The organism is Cellulosimicrobium protaetiae (genome assembly GCF_009708005.2).
Lineage (GTDB): Bacteria > Actinomycetota > Actinomycetes > Actinomycetales > Cellulomonadaceae > Cellulosimicrobium > Cellulosimicrobium protaetiae.
In genome coordinates this window covers 3,372,363-3,389,138 of the sequence record NZ_CP052757.1, presented here as the reverse complement: position 1 = coordinate 3,389,138, position 16,776 = coordinate 3,372,363, and the positions used below count along the sequence as shown (strand labels likewise).

12 protein-coding genes, 3 tRNA genes and 1 pseudogene are annotated in these 16,776 nt (G+C 73.1%); 12 read left to right on the top strand and 4 right to left on the bottom strand.

What is annotated here, in order from left to right; translation table 11 throughout:
• The first annotated feature begins 466 nt into the window (after positions 1-466).
• On the top strand, positions 467-1,159 hold the full coding sequence (locus FIC82_RS14590) for a DUF4333 domain-containing protein (protein WP_154799000.1): 693 nt from the start codon (positions 467-469) through the stop codon (positions 1,157-1,159).
• A 56-nt stretch (positions 1,160-1,215) separates the two neighbouring features.
• Here the strand turns inward: FIC82_RS14590 and FIC82_RS14585 are convergent.
• A tRNA-Leu gene (locus FIC82_RS14585) sits at positions 1,216-1,300 on the bottom strand.
• Positions 1,301-1,397: 97 nt separating this feature from the next.
• Entirely contained in the window at positions 1,398-1,874 is a 477-nt protein-coding gene (bcp, locus tag FIC82_RS14580; RefSeq protein ID WP_154798999.1) for a thioredoxin-dependent thiol peroxidase, read from the bottom strand.
• A 158-nt stretch (positions 1,875-2,032) separates the two neighbouring features.
• Between bcp and FIC82_RS14575 the strand changes: the two genes are divergently transcribed.
• The 4 genes from FIC82_RS14575 to FIC82_RS14560 all read left to right on the top strand — a co-directional run bounded on the left by FIC82_RS14575 (position 2,033) and on the right by FIC82_RS14560 (position 6,744).
• Positions 2,033-2,329, top strand: coding sequence for a GroES family chaperonin (locus FIC82_RS14575; protein WP_154800334.1), 297 nt, complete (start codon positions 2,033-2,035; stop codon positions 2,327-2,329).
• Between the two features lie 104 nt (positions 2,330-2,433).
• Positions 2,434-2,509: transfer RNA gene (locus FIC82_RS14570), tRNA-Lys, on the top strand.
• Between the two features lie 123 nt (positions 2,510-2,632).
• A tRNA-Lys gene (locus tag FIC82_RS14565) sits at positions 2,633-2,705 on the top strand.
• Positions 2,706-2,946: 241 nt separating this feature from the next.
• A complete protein-coding gene (locus FIC82_RS14560; protein ID WP_154798998.1) occupies positions 2,947-6,744 on the top strand; it encodes a metallophosphoesterase family protein in 3,798 nt (1,265 codons plus the stop codon).
• Between the two features lie 121 nt (positions 6,745-6,865).
• Here FIC82_RS14560 and FIC82_RS14555 read toward each other — a convergent pair whose 3' ends face one another.
• A complete protein-coding gene (locus FIC82_RS14555; RefSeq protein ID WP_154798997.1) occupies positions 6,866-7,627 on the bottom strand; it encodes an SDR family NAD(P)-dependent oxidoreductase in 762 nt (253 codons plus the stop codon).
• A gap of 350 nt (positions 7,628-7,977) precedes the next feature.
• Here FIC82_RS14555 and FIC82_RS14550 point away from each other — a divergent pair, with 350 nt between their 5' ends.
• From FIC82_RS14550 to FIC82_RS14520, 7 genes and pseudogenes are all read left to right on the top strand, one after another.
• On the top strand, positions 7,978-9,288 hold the full coding sequence (locus FIC82_RS14550; RefSeq protein ID WP_154798996.1) for a TrpB-like pyridoxal phosphate-dependent enzyme: 1,311 nt from the start codon (positions 7,978-7,980) through the stop codon (positions 9,286-9,288).
• Between the two features lie 59 nt (positions 9,289-9,347).
• On the top strand, positions 9,348-10,151 hold the full coding sequence (trmB, locus tag FIC82_RS14545; RefSeq protein ID WP_168731920.1) for a tRNA (guanosine(46)-N7)-methyltransferase TrmB: 804 nt from the start codon (positions 9,348-9,350) through the stop codon (positions 10,149-10,151).
• Between the two features lie 194 nt (positions 10,152-10,345).
• Entirely contained in the window at positions 10,346-10,696 is a 351-nt protein-coding gene (locus FIC82_RS14540) for a DUF485 domain-containing protein (RefSeq protein ID WP_154798994.1), read from the top strand.
• The gene (locus tag FIC82_RS14535; RefSeq protein WP_168731919.1) at positions 10,693-12,339 is read left to right on the top strand and encodes a solute symporter family protein; all 1,647 of its coding nucleotides are present in this window, start codon (positions 10,693-10,695) and stop codon (positions 12,337-12,339) included. Before FIC82_RS14540 ends, FIC82_RS14535 begins: the two co-directional genes overlap by 4 nt.
• A gap of 79 nt (positions 12,340-12,418) precedes the next feature.
• Positions 12,419-13,072, top strand: a pseudogene (locus FIC82_RS14530) (AAA family ATPase); the annotation flags it as partial.
• Positions 13,073-13,124: 52 nt separating this feature from the next.
• Entirely contained in the window at positions 13,125-14,699 is a 1,575-nt protein-coding gene (locus FIC82_RS14525) for a dihydrolipoyl dehydrogenase family protein (RefSeq protein ID WP_154798992.1), read from the top strand.
• 96 nt (positions 14,700-14,795) lie between these two features.
• Positions 14,796-15,719 carry an ATP-grasp domain-containing protein gene (locus FIC82_RS14520; RefSeq protein WP_168731918.1) on the top strand — a complete coding sequence of 308 codons (924 nt, stop codon included), beginning with the start codon at positions 14,796-14,798 and terminating at the stop codon, positions 15,717-15,719.
• A gap of 115 nt (positions 15,720-15,834) precedes the next feature.
• Here the strand turns inward: FIC82_RS14520 and FIC82_RS14515 are convergent, their stop codons facing one another.
• The gene (locus tag FIC82_RS14515) at positions 15,835-16,752 is read right to left on the bottom strand and encodes an ABC transporter substrate-binding protein (RefSeq protein ID WP_154798991.1); all 918 of its coding nucleotides are present in this window, start codon (positions 16,750-16,752) and stop codon (positions 15,835-15,837) included.
• Positions 16,753-16,776: the final 24 nt, after the last annotated feature.

Below are 16,776 nucleotides of genomic sequence, written 5' to 3'. Positions count from 1 at the left end.
GAACGGCCCGGCACCTTCGAGGTGCCGGGCCGTCCGCGTCTCGGTCAGAGGCCGTCGTGCGCGCGCAGGATGCGCCGCGACGGAAGAAGTCGGTGCCCGCACCGGCAGGGGGCAATGGTGCGGGCACCGACTGTGACGCCAGGCTAGTCGGCCAACTGGACGGGCGTCCAGTTGGCCGATGGGTGAATCTTCCGACCGAGCGGCAGGCCTCATCGGAGCCCGGCCGCTCGCTCCGCGACTTCACCCGATGACCAGCACGAACAGCTCTCGCGTTCTGGTTGGATGGCCGCGGCACCACGAGGTGTCGAGTGTGAGAACCCGGAGAGCGACGACGATGCGTTTCAACCCGCCCCCAGGCTGGCCGCAGCCGCCAGCAGGTTGGGTCCCGTTTCAGGGGTGGGTCCCGGATCCGTCGTGGCCACCGGCACCAGCAGGGTGGATCTTCTACGTCGACGACGCAGGAGCCGTGCCTGGGCAGCTGGTGGCGAACCCGTACGAGACCGCGCCACTGATCACGTCGGTACCGCAGTCGACGGGTTGGCAGCCTGCGCCGCTCTTGCCGTACGGCGCGATGGCGATGGCGCCACAGGTTGCTCCGCGGGCGAGGGTCGACAACGTGGCCGCCTGGATGCTGGTCGGGGCCCCGATCCTCTGGATTCTCGCGTCGATCGTCGCGCTCCAGTCCGGTGTCAGCAACACCACGCTGGGGATGGGCCTGCTCCTTGCGCTCGTCAACACGCTGCTGGCGCTCTGGGACATCGCGAACGTCCGTCGTGCGGGCATTGCGATCAGCACGGGCATGTGGATCACCGTGTTCCTGTTCGTCCCCGCCTACCTGATCCAGCGCACCCTGCGTTCGAAGCAGACGTGGTGGATTCCCGCGTTGTGGGTGGTCGTGTGGATCGTGTCGCTGGCTGCGACGCCGGTCATCTCCTATCTCGGTGGAGTCGAGTACGACGCGCAGTATGTCGAGGAGGAGATCGAGGCCGACCTCGCGGAGCTGTATGAGCTGCCTGGCGCGGAAGTGACGTGCCCTGACGCCGCGATCGCACCCGTCGGGTCGTTCTTCTCGTGCGACGTCGTGTACTCCGACGGGTCAACCGAGACCGTCAACGTCGACGTCCTGGACTGGACTGGAGGATGGAACTGGCGGATCTGACGTCGGTGGGCCGACGTCAAATCGCGCGTCCCGCCGGACATGTCCGCGGGCCGTCGTGGTGCGCGAGGCGGGACTCGAACCCGCACGTCCGAGGACACCAGGACCTAAACCTGGCGCGGCTGCCAGTTACGCCACTCGCGCGCGGAGGTCAGTCTACGGCGCGAGCGCTGCGTCCCCGGCCGGGCGACGTGTCCGGGGGCGCAGCGCTCGGGCGAGGACGCAGCGCTCGCTGCGGCGACTACTTCGGGTCGATGCCCAGGTCGCGGCGCAGCTTCGCGACGTGCCCCGTCGCCTTGACGTTGTACTGCGCGAGCTCGACCGTGCCGTCCGGTCCGACGACGACCGTCGAGCGGATGACGCCCACGACGGTCTTGCCGTAGAGCTTCTTCTCGCCCCACGCGCCGTAGGCCTCCAGGACCGCCTTGTCCTCGTCGGAGACGAGGGGGAAGGTCAGGTGCTCGGCCTCGACGAACGCGGCGAGCTTGTCCACCGGGTCGGGGGAGACGCCGACCACCGAGTACCCCGCGCCCTGGAGCGACGCGAGGTTGTCGCGGAAGTCGCAGGCCTCCGTCGTGCAGCCGGGGGTGCCGGCGGCTGGGTAGAAGTAGACGACGACGTGCTTGCCGCGCAGGTCCGAGAGCGTGACGGTGCTGCCGTCGGCGGCGGGCAGGGTGAAGTCGGGAGCGGTGTCGCCGACGGTGAGGCGCGTGGACATGGATCTCCTTCGGTCCGGCCAGGGTGTCGGTTCGAGCGTAGGTGAGGGTCCGCGGCACCGGTAGCGTGGAGGCTGTGAGCAAGACGACGTCCGCGCCCTCTACGTCCTCGTCCCGCCCGTCCTCGTCCGCGACCGCGGCCCGCGACCTGCCGATCCGGATGCTGCACGACCGGCTGCTCGTCGACCCCGAGGTCGACGCGAGCGAGCGGCAGAGCTCGGCGGGCCTCGTCATCCCCGCGACCGCCGTCGGCCCGAAGCGCCTCGCGTGGGCCGTCGTCGTCGCGGCCGGTGAGCACGTGCGCCAGGTCGCGGTGGGCGACCGCGTGCTGTTCGACCCGGACGACCGGGCGGAGGTCGAGCTCGGCGGGAAGGACCTCGTGCTGCTGCGCGAGCGCGACGTGCACGGTGTCTCGCAGGAGGCCGAGGACGACGGCCCGACCGGTCTCTACCTGTGACGGTGGCCCGCGGGCGCGCGCCCGCGGGCTGTCGCCGACGTCACACGAGGACGGGCGGAACGGATTTTCCCGGCGCGCCCGCGACTGCTAGTGTTTTCTCTCGCGCGCCATTAGCTCAATTGGCAGAGCAGCTGACTCTTAATCAGCGGGTTCGGGGTTCGAGTCCCTGATGGCGCACCACACCGATCGGGCCGTCCGCACGCGGGCGGCCCGAGCCGCGCCGGTCGAGAGCCGGGGCGGCGGGCGGGACACCGCACCTCCGCGCGAGGTGGTGGCCCGGCCGCTGGTAGTGTTCCCTCTCGCGCGCCATTAGCTCAATTGGCAGAGCAGCTGACTCTTAATCAGCGGGTTCGGGGTTCGAGTCCCTGATGGCGCACCCTTCCTGACCAGGCCGTCCACCCTCCGGGTGGGCGGCCTTCGTCGTCCCCGCAGGCTGCCCGCGGCAACCGTCGCCGTCCGTTTCGCCGGAGTTCGCCTGCGGCCGGTCTCGTGTTCACCCGCGACCGGGAGGGTGCCGGACGGGTGCCGCGCCGCCGCGGGCCGTCTCGCCGGCGTCGGCGGACCGTCCACGAGGCCGCTTCGCCCTCGACCCGTTCACCACGGAAGGGACACACACGATGGACACGCCAGTGCCCACCGACCACACCACGCTCGGCCGACGACGCACGCTCGCGGGAGTGCTCGGCGCGACGCTCGTCGTCGGCCTCCTCGCCCCCGCCGCCACCGCCGCCACCGAGGGCGCAGCCGCGCCGCAGGAGCGCGCGGAGCGCGTCGCGGCGGCGTCGCAGCCGGAGCTGCGCCCGACGTCCGGCACGTACCTCGACGGCACCGTGCCGGTGACCGCCGACCCCGTGGCCGCGGGCGACCCGGTCACCGCTCTCGCGGTGGACGGCGTCCCGCTCGACGCCGCGGCGACCCCCGCGACGGCCCGACTGCTCTTCGACGTCGGCAGCAACTCGATCGAGCGGCGCTACGGCAGCCACGTGCTCGTCAACGGCGAGCGGCTCGAGCTCGACCGGGACATGGTCTCGGAGCGCGTCGCGCTCGACGTCCCGGCGCAGTGGCTCGTGCAGGGCGAGAACCAGGTGCGGTTCGTCGTCGGCGCGGTCACGACGTCGTGCGGCTCCAACTACGACGACTTCGACCTGACCGACCTCTCGCTCGAGCTGCTCGGCGAGGCTGCGGACGGCTCGGACAACCGGTACTCGTACGCGTTCGGGGACGGGTCGTGCGGCTCCAACACCGCGCGCGTCCTCACGGCGGACCTCACGTTCGACCTCGACCAGGACCCGGCCGCCACGACCGGCCTCGCGGCCGACCTCGACACGACCACGCTCGAGAACGGCGCCCACACGCTCACCGCGACCACGGCCGCGGGAGAGACCGCGTCGAGCGCCGTGACGGTCAACAACGGCGCCCCGGGCGCACCCGCGCTCACGCCCGCCGACGGCGCCCTCCTCGTCGGGACGCAGACCGTCCTGGCGACCCCGACCGCGGGCGGCGACGCCCCCGCGGCGGTCGAGCTCGACGGCACCCCGCTCGACACCGTGACGACCCACGGCGCCGGCACCTCCCAGTTCGTGTTCACCGTGGGGTCGAACTCGATCGAGGCCCGGTACACGAACCACCTGCTCGTCAACGGGCAGCGCATCGACCTGGTCGACCGCGACTACGTGAGCGAGACGGTGCGCGTCGACGTGCCCAACGCGTACCTGCTGCCCGGCCGGAACACGGTCCGCTTCGTCACGGGCACGTACCCGACGTCGTGCGGCGACAACCGCGACGACTTCGCCGTCTCCGGTCTCGCGCTGGACGTCACGGACGCCACCGCGACCGGGGTCGGCATCGCGCCGTCGTACTCGCTCGGCGACGGGGACTGCGGGACGAGCGCGACGAAGCCGCGCGAGGTCGACCTCGTGTTCGACGTCGTGCGCGACGCCGACGCACCCGCGACCGGCCTGCGCGCCGACGTCGACACCGCCACGCTCGCCGACGGCGAGCACACGATCACGTCCGCGACCGCCACGGGAGCGGTCGCGCGCCGCACCGTGACGACCGACAACACCGGTCCCGCGATCGCGTCGAGCACCCCGGCTGCCGGGGCGGACCTCGCCGCCGCGGCGAGCCTCGCCGTGGAGCTCGTCGACGCCTCGGGCGTCCTGTCGGGTCCCGACGTCACGCTCGACGGCGAGCCGGTCGAGATCGGTGCCCCCGTGGGCCCGGGCCTGCCCGCCGGCGAGCACGCGCTCGTCGTCACCGCGACCGACGTGCTCGGCAACGCGAGCAGCCACGAGATCACGTTCACCAGCCTCGGCGTGCCCGACGTCCCGACCGACCTCGCGCCGGCCCACGGTGCGCGGGACGTCGGGGAGAGCACCGAGCTCTCGGCGCGTGTCACGGCACCGGGCGAGGGGGACGTCACGGCGACGTTCTCCCGCGCGCGGGTCGCGACCCCCGTGCTCGTGGCCCAGGGAGAGAGCGCGGGCGTCCCGACCACGCTGCCCGTCGAGGGTGAGCAGCCCGCCGCCGTCGACGCGCTCGTCCCCGGTGACGACGCGACCCTCGACTCCCCGCAGAGCCGCGACGTGACCTACCAGCGTCTGGAGATCCCTGCCGACGGTGACACCGCGGGCCAGGTCGTCCGCTGGGAGGGCGTCGTCGACCCGCAGCGCCTCGCGACCCTGCACGTGTGGGACGGGGAGCGCTGGACGCCGGTCGCGTCCGGGCGCGGCGTGGCCGAGGGGCCGACGGTGCTGAGCGCCGTCCTCGGCTCGGGAGCCGACCACGACGGCACCGTCCACGTGCTCGTCACGGGCACGGACCCGTTCGCGGACGACATCGCGGCGGGCGGCTCGCGCGACGAGACCGACTTCGCGCCGCGCGAGGACTACGACTTCTCGCTCGTGCACTTCACCGACACGCAGTACCTCGCCGAGGGCGCGGTGGAGCAGGAGACGGCCGAGGAGCGCGCGGTGTGGGCGAAGGCCTACACGGACCTCACGCGGTGGGTCGTGGACAACGCCGAGGCGCGCAACATCGCGTACGCCGCGCACACCGGCGACGTCAACGAGAACTACACCCGGCTCCCGGCGGACGACGCGATGGCGGCCCAGATCCGCGGCGAGTACGAGTTCTCCTCCTCCGCGCAGAAGATCCTCGACGACGCGAACATCCCCAACGGCGTGCTCGCGGGCAACCACGACAACCTCACCGGCCAGGACAACGGCCCCGGGGCCCTGTTCAACGAGTTCTACGGGCCGGACCGCTACGAGGCGCTGTCCGCCGGTTGGGAGGACGCGTCCTACGGCGGCCCGTGGCGCGAGGGCGACAACCAGAACCACTACGACCTGTTCAGCGCGGGCGGGCTCGACTTCGTCGCGGTGTACCTGTCGTACGGCGTCACGGACGAGGAGGCGGCCTGGGCGGACGGCGTCCTGAAGCAGTTCCCCGACCGCAACGCGATCGTCCTCACGCACGACTACCTCGTGCCGAGCGCGAACCCCGACGGTCGCGACTCCGAGATCTCGACGCCCGACGGCCGCCTCGTGCACGCCAAGGTCGTCGAGCCCAACCCGAACGTGTTCCTCGTCATGGCGGGGCACCGGCACGGGGTCGGCATCAACGTGCGCCAGGACGTCGGCACGGAGGGCAGCGGCGTCGTCGAGCTGCTCGCCGACTACCAGTTCTACGAGGTCACGGCCGAGGAGGCCGGGCTCACGGAGATCGGCGGGTACACGCCCGACCAGGGTCTGCGCCTCGGCGCGAGCTTCCTGCGCCTGCTGCAGTTCGACGTCGACCGCTCCGAGATGATCGTGGACACCTACTCGCCGTGGCTCGCGAACTTCGGCGCGACCGAGTACGACGACGAGCAGCGCTACGACGGCGGGGAGGACGACTTCACCGTCCCCGTCGACCTGACGTCGCGCGTGACGAGCCTGGAGACCGACGCCGTGTCGCTCTACGCCCCGGCGGACGAGATCGGGAGCGTCACGGTGCCGTCGGGCGAGGTCGCGACGGTCGCCTGGGACGGGCTCGCCCCGGGCACGCTGCACGCGTGGCTGGTCACGGCGACGAGCGCGCACGGCGGCACCGCGGTCTCTCCCGTGAGCACGTTCACGACGGCCCCGGCCTCGGGCGGGCTCGTCGTCGAGACGACGGCGCGCAGCCAGTGCATGGCGGGCAAGGCGTTCGTCGCGGTCCGCGCCCTCAACGCCGACACGGTGCCCGTCGACGTCACGCTGAGCACGCCCTACGGCGAGCGTACGGTGACCGGCGTGCAGCCGGGTGCGTCGGCCTACCAGGCGTTCCCGGTCCGCTCGGCCCAGGTGGCCGCGGGCACGGCGCACGTCACCGCGACGGGCGACGACCGCACGTTCGCGGGCGACGTCGCGTTCGACGCGTTCGCGTGCGGCTGACACGTTCGCCGCGGGTGACCGGGGTGACCCGGTGACACGCTGCGCCGAGAGGTGAGAAGTGGCCCCCGAGCCTTCGCGTTCGGGGGCCACGTCCTCGTTCTCGGCCCGAGAGCCGTCGTGGTCAGACGGCGGCCCACCCGCCGTCGCTGTGCAGCACGGCGCCGGAGACGTTCGCCGAGTCGTCCGAGAGGAGCCACGTGATCGCCGCGGCGAGCTCGTCGGCGCTCGCGGCGGGCGGGACGGTCGTCGCCATGATCGGGCCGAGCCGCTCGCCGGCGTACTGCGAGCGGAAGGGCGCCTCGATGCTCGTCGCGACGGCCCCCGGCGCGACGACGTTCGCCCGCACGCCCTGCGGGGTGTAGAAGAAGGCCGTACTCTTCGTGAAGCCGACGATCGCGTGCTTCGACGTCGCGTAGGCGGTGCCCGAGGCCGAGGCACGCGTGCCCGCCTCGGACCCGACGTTGACGATCGAGCCCCTCCCGGCGTCGAGCATGAGGGGCAGCACCGCGCGCGTGAGCCGCATGACGGCCGTGACGTTGACGGCCAGGACTAGGTCCCACGTCGAGTCGTCGAGCTCCGCGGTCGGCAGGAAGCCGTCCATGATGCCCGCGACGTTGGCGAGCGCGTCCACGCGGCCGTCCGCGGCGGCGACGACCGCGTCGACCGTCGTCTGCGCGCTCACGTCGCCCGCGACCGTCACGAGGGCGTCGGTCCCGACGTCGGCGACGAGCTTGTCCAGGCGGTCCTCCCGGACGTCGGTCGCGACGACGCGCGCGCCCTCCGCGAGCAGCCGCTCCACCGTCGCGCGCCCGATGCCGGCGCCCGCGCCGGTGACGATCGCGGTGCGGCCCTCGAACCGGCCGGGAACGTGGTTGCTGACCATGACGGCTCCTTCCGTCCGCGCCGGCACTGCCGTCGTCCGGCGTCCTGCTCCCATCCCATCGACCGGGGCCCGACACGCGCGAGAGCCGATCGTCCCGACGTCGGCGCCGGTGGTCCCCGCACGGTGCCGGGGGTCGGTGGTCCCCGCCGTCCGCACCGGGGTAGGGTCGGCGTCGTGACCCACCCGTCCGTGACCCCCTGGTGGCCGGCCGCCTGACGGCCGCCTCATCCGGCCGTGCCCCGACGACGTGGGCGGACTCGGCGGACCCCGGTGCACGCGTCGTCGGCCCAGCGGCCCCTCCTCCCGAGCGCCCCGCGCGCTCCCGAGCACCCCTGAGCTGGAGCCCCAGAATGACGACACAGCAGTCTCCTGTCCCCGTCCGGTCCCTCGAACCGACCGGTGCCGAGGTGCCCTCGACGGTCCCGACGCACTGGTACAACCTCGCGGCGGACCTGCCCGAGCCGGTGCCCCCGCACCTGCACCCCGGCACGCGCGAGCCGCTCACGCCCGACGACCTCGCGCCGCTGTTCCCGCTCGCGCTCGTCCAGCAGGAGGTGACGACCGAGCGCTACGTCGAGATCCCGCAGACGATCCGCGAGATCTACGCGCTGTGGCGGCCGTCGCCGCTCGTGCGCGCGCGGCGCCTCGAGCGGGCCCTGGGCACCCCGGCCCGGATCTACTACAAGTACGAGGGCGTGAGCCCGGTCGGCTCGCACAAGCCGAACACCGCCGTCGCGCAGGCGTACTACAACGCGCTCGAGGGCACCACGAAGCTGACCACCGAGACGGGAGCGGGCCAGTGGGGCGCGGCGCTGTCGTTCGCGGGCGCGCTGCTCGGGCTCGACGTCGAGGTGTGGCAGGTGCGCGCGTCCTACGACGCCAAGCCGTACCGCCGCGCCCAGATGGAGGTCTACGGCGGGATCTGCCACCCGTCGCCGTCGGACCTCACCGAGGCCGGGCGCGCGATGCTCGCGGCCGACCCGACCACGACGGGGTCGCTCGGCATGGCGATCAGCGAGGCCGTGGAGACGGCGGCGAAGGACCCCGCGGCGCACTACGCGCTGGGCAGCGTGCTCAACCACGTCATGCTGCACCAGAGCGTCATCGGCCAGGAGGCGCTCGTCCAGCTCGACGAGGCGGGCGAGGGCGCTCCCGACGTCGTGTTCGGGTGCGCGGGCGGCGGCTCGAACCTCGCGGGCCTCACGTTCCCGTTCCTCGGCCGCAACCTGCGCGAGGGCACGACGACGCGCCTCGTCGCGTGCGAGCCGGCCGCGTGCCCGTCGCTGACGCAGGGCGAGTACCGGTACGACTTCGGTGACGTCGCGGGCCTCACGCCGCTGCTCAAGATGCACACGCTCGGCAAGGACTTCGTCCCGCCGGCGATCCACGCGGGCGGTCTGCGCTACCACGGCATGTCGCCGATGGTGTCGCACGCGGTGCATCTCGGGCTCATGGAGGCGACCGCCGTCGAGCAGGACGACGCGTTCGTCGCGGGCACGCTCTTCGCGCGCAGCGAGGGCATCATCCCGGCGCCCGAGTCGACGCACGCCGTGGCGGCCGCGATCGCGCACGCGCGTGCCGCGACCGAGCCCGAGGTGATCGTGCTCGGCCTCTCCGGCAACGGCGTCCTCGACCTGCCCGCCTACGCGGCGTACGTCTGACGGACCCGCGGGCGCCCCGCGCGGCACGCGCGTGCGCGGGGCGCCCGTACCCTGGTGCGGTGCCCGACCCGACCCCCGAGACCCTCGACGACCCCGTGACCGGCCGGGCGACCGACGACGACGGTCGCCCGCGCTACCGCACGCAGCCCGTGTCGTTCGTGCGCCGCAGCGGGCGCCTCGCGCCCCGCCAGCAGCGCGCGTGGGACGCCTACCGGGACCGCTACCTGCTCGACGTGCCGCGCGACGTCGCCCGCACGTCGGTGGACCCGTCGTTCGAGCTGGACCCCGTGGCCACGTTCGGGCGTGACGCGCGCCTCGTCGTGGAGATCGGCTCGGGCCAGGGCGAGGCCGTGGTCGCGGCGGCCGAGCGCGAGCCGGGCTCCGACTTCCTCGCTGTCGAGGTGTACGCCCCGGGTCTCGCGCAGACCGTGCTGCGAGCCTCCCAGCGCGACCTGACGAACGTGCGGCTGGTCCAGGCGAACGCGGCCGAGCTGCTCGCCACGACGCTGCCCGCGGGGAGCGTCGACGAGCTGTGGGTGTTCTTCCCCGACCCGTGGCACAAGTCCCGCCACCACAAGCGGCGCCTCGTGGCTCCGTCGTTCGCGGCGCTCGTCGAGCGCGTGCTGCGGGCTCCGGAGCAGGGCGACGGCGCCCGCCCGGGGGGAACGTTGCGGCTCGCCACCGACTGGGCCGAGTACGCAGAGCGGATGATCGACGTGCTCGACGACGCGCCGGGCCTGCGCAACGTCCACGGCCCGCGCGGCGTGGCGCCCCGCTTCGAGGGCCGCGTGCTCACCGGGTTCGAGCGCAAGGGCGAGAAGGCGGGCCGCGTCATCACCGACCTGGAGTACGTGCGCGCCTGAGCCCTGCGACCGCCCGGTGCGTCGTGATGCGGACGTGCCGGGCGCGACGCTTGCGGACAGAAGTGATCTCCGGCACATTGTGCCGGGGGCAAACGTCGCCCCGGGCACGCAGTGTCGCGTGCGGTCGCGTCGACAGGTGGCCGTCTGCGGGGAGCGGGCCCTGTCAGTCCACGGAATGAGCCAACGGAGGCATCATGACCGACGTGACGGCCGACCCCGGACCGGGGCCCGCCGACGAGACCGACTACCAGCGCGTGCAACGCTCGCCCGAGTTCCAGGACCTGCGCCGCCGCTTCCGGAACTTCGTGTTCCCGATGACCGCGCTGTTCCTCGTCTGGTACTTCGTCTACGTCCTGCTGGCGAACTACGCGCACGACTTCATGAGCACGAAGGTCTGGGGGAACGTCACCGTCGGCCTGCTGCTCGGCCTCGGCCAGTTCGTGTCCACGTTCGCGATCACCATGATCTACGCGCGCTGGGCCAACAAGCGCTTCGACCCGGCAGCGGACGAGCTGCGCCATGAGATCGAGGAGGACGAGCTGTGAGCGCGCACCTCCTGGCCGCGGAGGCCACCGACGTCGGCAACCCCGTCGTCAACGTCGCGATCTTCGGCGTGTTCGTCGCCGTGACGCTCGTCATCGTGCTGCGCGCGTCGCGGCAGAACAAGTCCGCCGCGGACTACTACGCGGGCGGGCGCTCGTTCACCGGGCCGCAGAACGGCACGGCCATCGCGGGGGACTACCTGTCCGCCGCGAGCTTCCTCGGCATCTGCGGCGCGATCGCGATCAACGGGTACGACGGGTTCCTCTACTCGATCGGGTTCCTCGTCGCGTGGCTCGTCGCGCTCCTGCTCGTCGCCGAGCTCCTGCGCAACACGGGCAAGTTCACGATGGCGGACGTGCTGTCGTTCCGCCTCCGGCAGCGGCCCGTGCGGATGGCGGCCGCGATCGCGACGCTCGCGGTCGTGTTCTTCTACCTCCTCGCGCAGATGGCGGGGGCCGGCGGGCTCGTGGCCCTCCTGCTCGGCATCGACTCGACCGCCGGGCAGAGCCTCGTCGTCGCCGTCGTCGGCGCGCTCATGATCCTCTACGTCCTGGTCGGCGGGATGAAGGGCACCACCTGGGTGCAGATCATCAAGGCCGTGCTGCTCATCGCGGGTGCCGCCGTCATGACGGTGTGGGTGCTCGCGAAGTTCGGCTTCAACCTCTCCGACCTGCTCCAGGGCGCGATCGACAAGGCCGGCGCCGGTGGCGAGGCGCTCATCGAACCGGGCAAGCAGTACGGCGCGACGGAGACGACGAAGCTCGACTTCCTGTCCCTCGCCCTGGCGCTCGTGCTCGGCACCGCCGGTCTGCCGCACGTCCTCATGCGCTTCTACACCGTGCCGTCGGCCAAGGAGGCCCGCCGCTCGGTGGTCTGGGCGATCTGGCTCATCGGCATCTTCTACCTGTTCACGCTCGTGCTCGGCTACGGTGCCGGGGCGCTCGTGGGGCCGGAGACGATCAGCGCCGCACCGGGCGGCGTGAACTCGGCGGCGCCGCTGCTCGCGTTCGCGCTCGGCGGGGAGATCCTGCTCGGGTTCATCTCCGCCGTCGCGTTCGCCACGATCCTCGCCGTCGTCGCGGGCCTGACCATCACCGCGGCGGCGAGCTTCGCCCACGACATCTACGCCAACGTCATCAAGAAGGGCGAGGTCAAGCCGGACGGCGAGGTCAAGGTCGCGCGCATCACCGTCGTCGTCATCGGGATCCTCGCGATCCTCGGCGGCATCTTCGCGCAGGGGCAGAACGTGGCGTTCCTCGTCGCGCTCGCGTTCGCCGTCGCAGCGAGCGCGAACCTGCCCACGATCCTCTACTCGCTGTTCTGGAAGCGGTTCAACACGTCCGGGGCGCTGTGGAGCATGTACGGCGGCCTGATCTCGTGCGTCGTGCTCATCGCGTTCTCGCCCGTCGTGTCCGGCAAGGTCGACCCGGTGACGGGGGCGAGCCTGTCGATGATCAAGAACACGGACATCGACTTCGCGATCTTCCCCCTGAGCAACCCCGGCATCGTCTCCATCCCGCTCGCGTTCCTCCTCGGGATCCTCGGGACGCTCCTCAGCAAGGAGAAGCCGCACCCCGAGAAGTTCGCCGAGATGGAGGTCCGCTCGCTCACGGGCGCCGGCGCCGAGAAGGCGGTCACGCACTAGCGGCACGGCTCCTCCGCACGACGGGCGCCCCCGGTCCCACCCGGACCGGGGGCAACCCGCACGTCGGGCCGTCCCCGCGCGTCTGCGAACCCGCTCCGCCACGCCGACGTCTCCTCGTACCGCAATCCCGTGGCCGTGGGCGCGACGCGCGACGTACGGTCGCGCCATGACCTCCCCGACCCCTCACGTCCCTGTCGCTTCCGCAGGGATCCCGGCACCGGTCCTCGTGGTCACCGGGGGGATGGCCTCGGGCAAGTCGACCGTCGCCGACGCGCTCGCACGGACGTTCCCGCTCGCGGCGCACGTGCGCGGCGACCTGTTCCGGCGGTTCGTGGTGAGCGGGCAGGCGTCGATGGCGCCGCCGCTGTCGGTCGAGGCCCGCGCCCAGCTCGACCTGCGGCAGGAGCTCGCGGCGCAGGCCGCTGACACGTACGCCGCGGCGGGCGTCCTCGCCGTCGTGCAGGACATCCTGCTCGGGCCCGACCTGGGACGCTTCACGGCGCGCGTGCGGACCCGCCCGTGCTACGCCGTCGTGCTCACGCCCGACGCCGCGACGCTCGCCGCGCGCGACGCGGCCCGCCACAAGCAGGGGTACGGGGACTGGACCCCCGACGAGTTCGCGGCCGCCGCGCGGGAGACCCCCGGTGGCTTGCACCTCGACACGACCGGGTGGACCGTCGAGGAGACCGTGCGGCAGGTCCTCGACCGGCTCGACGAGGCGCGTGTCGCCTGACCCGGGACCGTCCCGCTGAGCGGCGATCCCGCACCCGCGTGAGGATGGGCCCATGACGAGCGACCCGCAGCAGGAGACCACGCCCGACGAGACGTACGACGTGATCGTGATCGGCGGCGGGCCCGTCGGGGAGAACGTCGCCGACCGCGCCGGGCGCACCGGGCTGAGCGTCGCGCTCGTCGAGGCCGAGCTCGTGGGCGGGGAGTGCTCGTACTGGGCGTGCATCCCCTCCAAGACGCTCCTGCGTCCCGGCGCCGCGCGCGCCGAGGCGCGCGGCGTCCCGGGCGTCGGCGTCGACGACGCGCTCGACGTCCCCGCTGTGCTCGCCCGCCGCGACGCGATGGTCGCGGACTGGGACGACGCGGGTCAGGTCTCGTGGGTCGAGGGCGCGGGCATCGCGCTGGTGCGCGGGCTGGGGCGGATCGTCGGGCCGCGGCTCGTCGAGGTCGTCCCCGAAGATCCGGACGCCGACACGGACGGGCTCCCGCGCACGCGCCGGCTCGCGGCCCGGCACGCGGTGGTCGTCGCGACGGGGAGCGTCCCCGTGCTCCCGGACGTGCCCGGCCTCGCCGACGCGAACCCGTGGACGAGCCGCGAGGCGACGGCCGTCGACGACGTGCCGGAATCGCTCGCGATCGTGGGCGGGGGCGTCGTCGCGACGGAGATGGCGGTCGCTTTCGCCGACCTCGGCGCGCGCGTCACGGTGCTCTCGCGCGGCGCACTGCTCGGCCGGACGGAGCCCTGGGCGGGCGACGCGGTCGCGGCGTCGCTGCGCGATCTCGGCGTCGACGTCCGGATCGGGGTGGGTACGGAGTCCGTCGAGACCCTGCCCGACGGCGGTGCGCGCCTCACGCTGTCCGCCGTCGGGTCGCCGCGGGGCGGCGACGGCGGGTCGGACGCTTGGCCCGACCTGTCACCCGTGACCGCGGCGCGCGTGCTCGTCGCGACGGGCCGTGCCCCGCGGACCCAGGACCTCGGCGTCGACGCCGTTGGGCTCGTCCCCGGGCGTGCGCTCGACGTGGACGACACGATGCTCGTCCAGGGGCTGGCACCCGGCGTCGAGGGCGGCTGGCTCTACGCCGCAGGCGACGTCACGGGCCGGGTCGCGACGACGCACCAGGGCAAGTACCAGGGCCGGGTCGTGGGCGACGTCGTCGCCGCACGCTTCGGCGACCCGGACGTCGACGGCGCACCGACGGCGGGGGAGCGCCCGCCCGCGGTCGGGGCCGAGCCCGAGCCGTGGTCGCGGTTCGCGGCGACCGCCGACGGCGTCGCGTCGCCGCAGGTCGTCTTCACCCGGCCCGAGGTCGCCGCCGTCGGGCACACCGAGGCGTCCGCGCGCGCGGCCGGGATCGACGTGCGGGTCGTGCGCTACGCCCTCGCGAACGTGTCCGGCGCCGCCGTGCGCGCCGAGGACTACGCCGGCAGCGCCCAGCTCGTCGTCGACGCCGCGCGCGAGGTCGTGGTCGGCGCGACGTTCGTCGGTCCCGACGCGGCGGAGATGCTGCACGCGGCGACGATCGCCGTCGTGGGCGAGGTCCCGCTGCGCCGCCTGTGGCACGCGGTGCCGTCGTACCCGACGGTGAGCGAGGTCTGGCTGCGGTTCCTCGAGGAGTACGGGCTGTAGGGCATGCGCGAGACGCGGCGGCGAGGGCACGCCGAGGCCGGGCACGTCACAGGTGCCGGGAGCCCGCGCGGCCGCCCCGTCCCCTAGGCTCGGGGCGTGACGACCGAGACCTCCGCCCCGCGCGTCGCCCTCGCGACGTGCTCCGTCCTGCCGCACCTCGACCCCGACGACGCGCCCCTCGTGCGCGCGCTCGAGTCCCGGGGCGTCGCCGCGCAGCCCGCCGTCTGGGACGACCCGGACGTCGACTGGGCCGCGTTCGACGCCGTCGTCGTGCGCTCGACATGGGACTACTCGGCCCGGCGCGACGAGTTCGTCGCGTGGGCGGCGCGCGTCCCGGCCCTCCTCAACGCGGAGGCCGTGCTGCGCTGGAACACCGACAAGGGCTACCTGCGCGAGCTCGAGGGCGCGGGGATCCCCGTCATCCCGACGCTGTGGCTCGACCCGGCACGCAATCTCTCCTCGCGCGCGATCCACACGCGCCTGCCCGCCCAGGGCGACTTCGTCATCAAGCCCGTCGTCAGCGCGGGCGCCAAGGACACCGGCCGGTACCAGGCGGGCGAGGCGCACTCGCGCGGGCTCGCGATCCAGCACGCGAAGAACCTGCTGGTCTCGGGCCGCGAGGTCATGGTGCAGCCGTACGTGACGAGCGTCGACACCGCGGGGGAGACGGGGCTGGTCTTCGTCGACGGCGAGTTCTCCCACGCCGTCCGCAAGAACGCGCTGCTCACCGGGCCGCACCGCCCGACGCGCGGCCTGTACCAGCAGGAGGAGATGAGCCCCTTCACGGCGAGCGAGGAGCAGCTCGACGTCGCGCGGCGGGCGCTGTCCGTCGCTGCGGACTCGGTCGGCGGCGGGGATCCGGCGAGCTTCCTCTACGCGCGCGTCGACGTCGTCACGGGCAACGACGGCGGCGTCGTGGTCATCGAGCTCGAGCTCACCGAGCCGTCGCTGTTCCTCGCGCTGGCCCCCGGGTCGCTCGACCGGTTCGCCGACGCGATCGCCGCGCGCGTCGGGCGCTGACCCCCCCCGAGCCCGGTCTGCTGGGTGTCCCGGTCCGGCTCGACCCGCAGGTCCCACGACCGTGGCCCCGCCCCGACCGACGTCGGGACGGGGCCACGGTCGCGCGGGGACGAGGTCAGGCGAGGCCGTTCTCCGACAGCCAGTCGGCGGCGATGTCCTCGGGAGAACGCTGGTCCTCCGTGGACTCCACGTTCAGCGCGACGAGACCCTCCGGCGTGAGGGCCGCGCTGACGGGGTTGATGACGTCCGCGATCTCCTCGGCGATGTCCGCGTTGACGAGCGGCACGACGTTCGACGCGAGGAACAGGCCCTCGGGGTCCTCGAGCGTCACGAGGCTCTCCGTCTGGATGCGCGGGTCGGCGCTGAACACGTTCGCGACGTTCACCGTGCCGGCGACGAGGTCCTGCACGGTCGTGTCGCCCGTCGCGACGAACGACACGTCGACGCCGTACACGTCCTTGAGCCCCTGCGGGCCGTAGGGGCGCTGCTCGAGCTCCGCGGGACCGCCGAGCGTGAGCGGCACGTCCAGGCCCGCGAGGTCGGCGATGCTCGTGAGCCCGTTCTCCGTCGCGAACGCCTCGGTGACGTTGTACGAGTCCTGGTCGGTCGCGCTCGACTGGTCGAGGACGGTGAGCCCGTCGGGCAGCACTTCCTGGAGCGCCGCGTACACGTCGTCAGGCGACGTGGCGGTGGTGTCCGGGTCGAAGAACTGGAGCAGGTTGCCCGTGTACTCGGGGAAGAGCTGCACCTCGCCGTTCTCGAGCGCGGGCATGTACGCGTCGCGCTGGCCGATCGAGAAATTCCGCTCGACCGTGAAGCCCTCGGCCTCGAGCGCCTGGGCGTAGATCTCGGCGATGATCTCGTTCGAGTAGTACGCCTGGGAGCCGACGACGATCGTGTCGGACGAGCCGCCGCCGTCGGACGTCCCGGTGTCGGCGTCGAGCGGGTCGTCCCCGCCGCCGCAGGCGCTGAGCGTGAGGACGGCGGTCGCCGCGGCGGCGACGAGGGCGGCGGTGCGTCGGGTGGTGCGCATGTGTCTGCCTTTCTGAGGGCCGTC

Bases quoted from the DNA above. Each gene is read 5' to 3' on its own strand.
- bcp (WP_154798999.1), bottom strand. From the start codon at position 1,874: ATGTCCACGCGCCTCACCGTCGGCGACACCGCTCCCGACTTCACCCTG.
- FIC82_RS14575 (WP_154800334.1), top strand. From the start codon at position 2,033: ATGCTGCACGACCGGCTGCTCGTCGACCCCGAGGTCGACGCGAGCGAG.
- FIC82_RS14560 (WP_154798998.1), top strand. From the start codon at position 2,947: ATGGACACGCCAGTGCCCACCGACCACACCACGCTCGGCCGACGACGC.
- FIC82_RS14555 (WP_154798997.1), bottom strand. From the start codon at position 7,627: ATGGTCAGCAACCACGTTCCCGGCCGGTTCGAGGGCCGCACCGCGATC.
- FIC82_RS14550 (WP_154798996.1), top strand. From the start codon at position 7,978: ATGACGACACAGCAGTCTCCTGTCCCCGTCCGGTCCCTCGAACCGACC.
- FIC82_RS14540 (WP_154798994.1), top strand. From the start codon at position 10,346: ATGACCGACGTGACGGCCGACCCCGGACCGGGGCCCGCCGACGAGACC.
- FIC82_RS14525 (WP_154798992.1), top strand. From the start codon at position 13,125: ATGACGAGCGACCCGCAGCAGGAGACCACGCCCGACGAGACGTACGAC.
- FIC82_RS14515 (WP_154798991.1), bottom strand. From the start codon at position 16,752: ATGCGCACCACCCGACGCACCGCCGCCCTCGTCGCCGCCGCGGCGACC.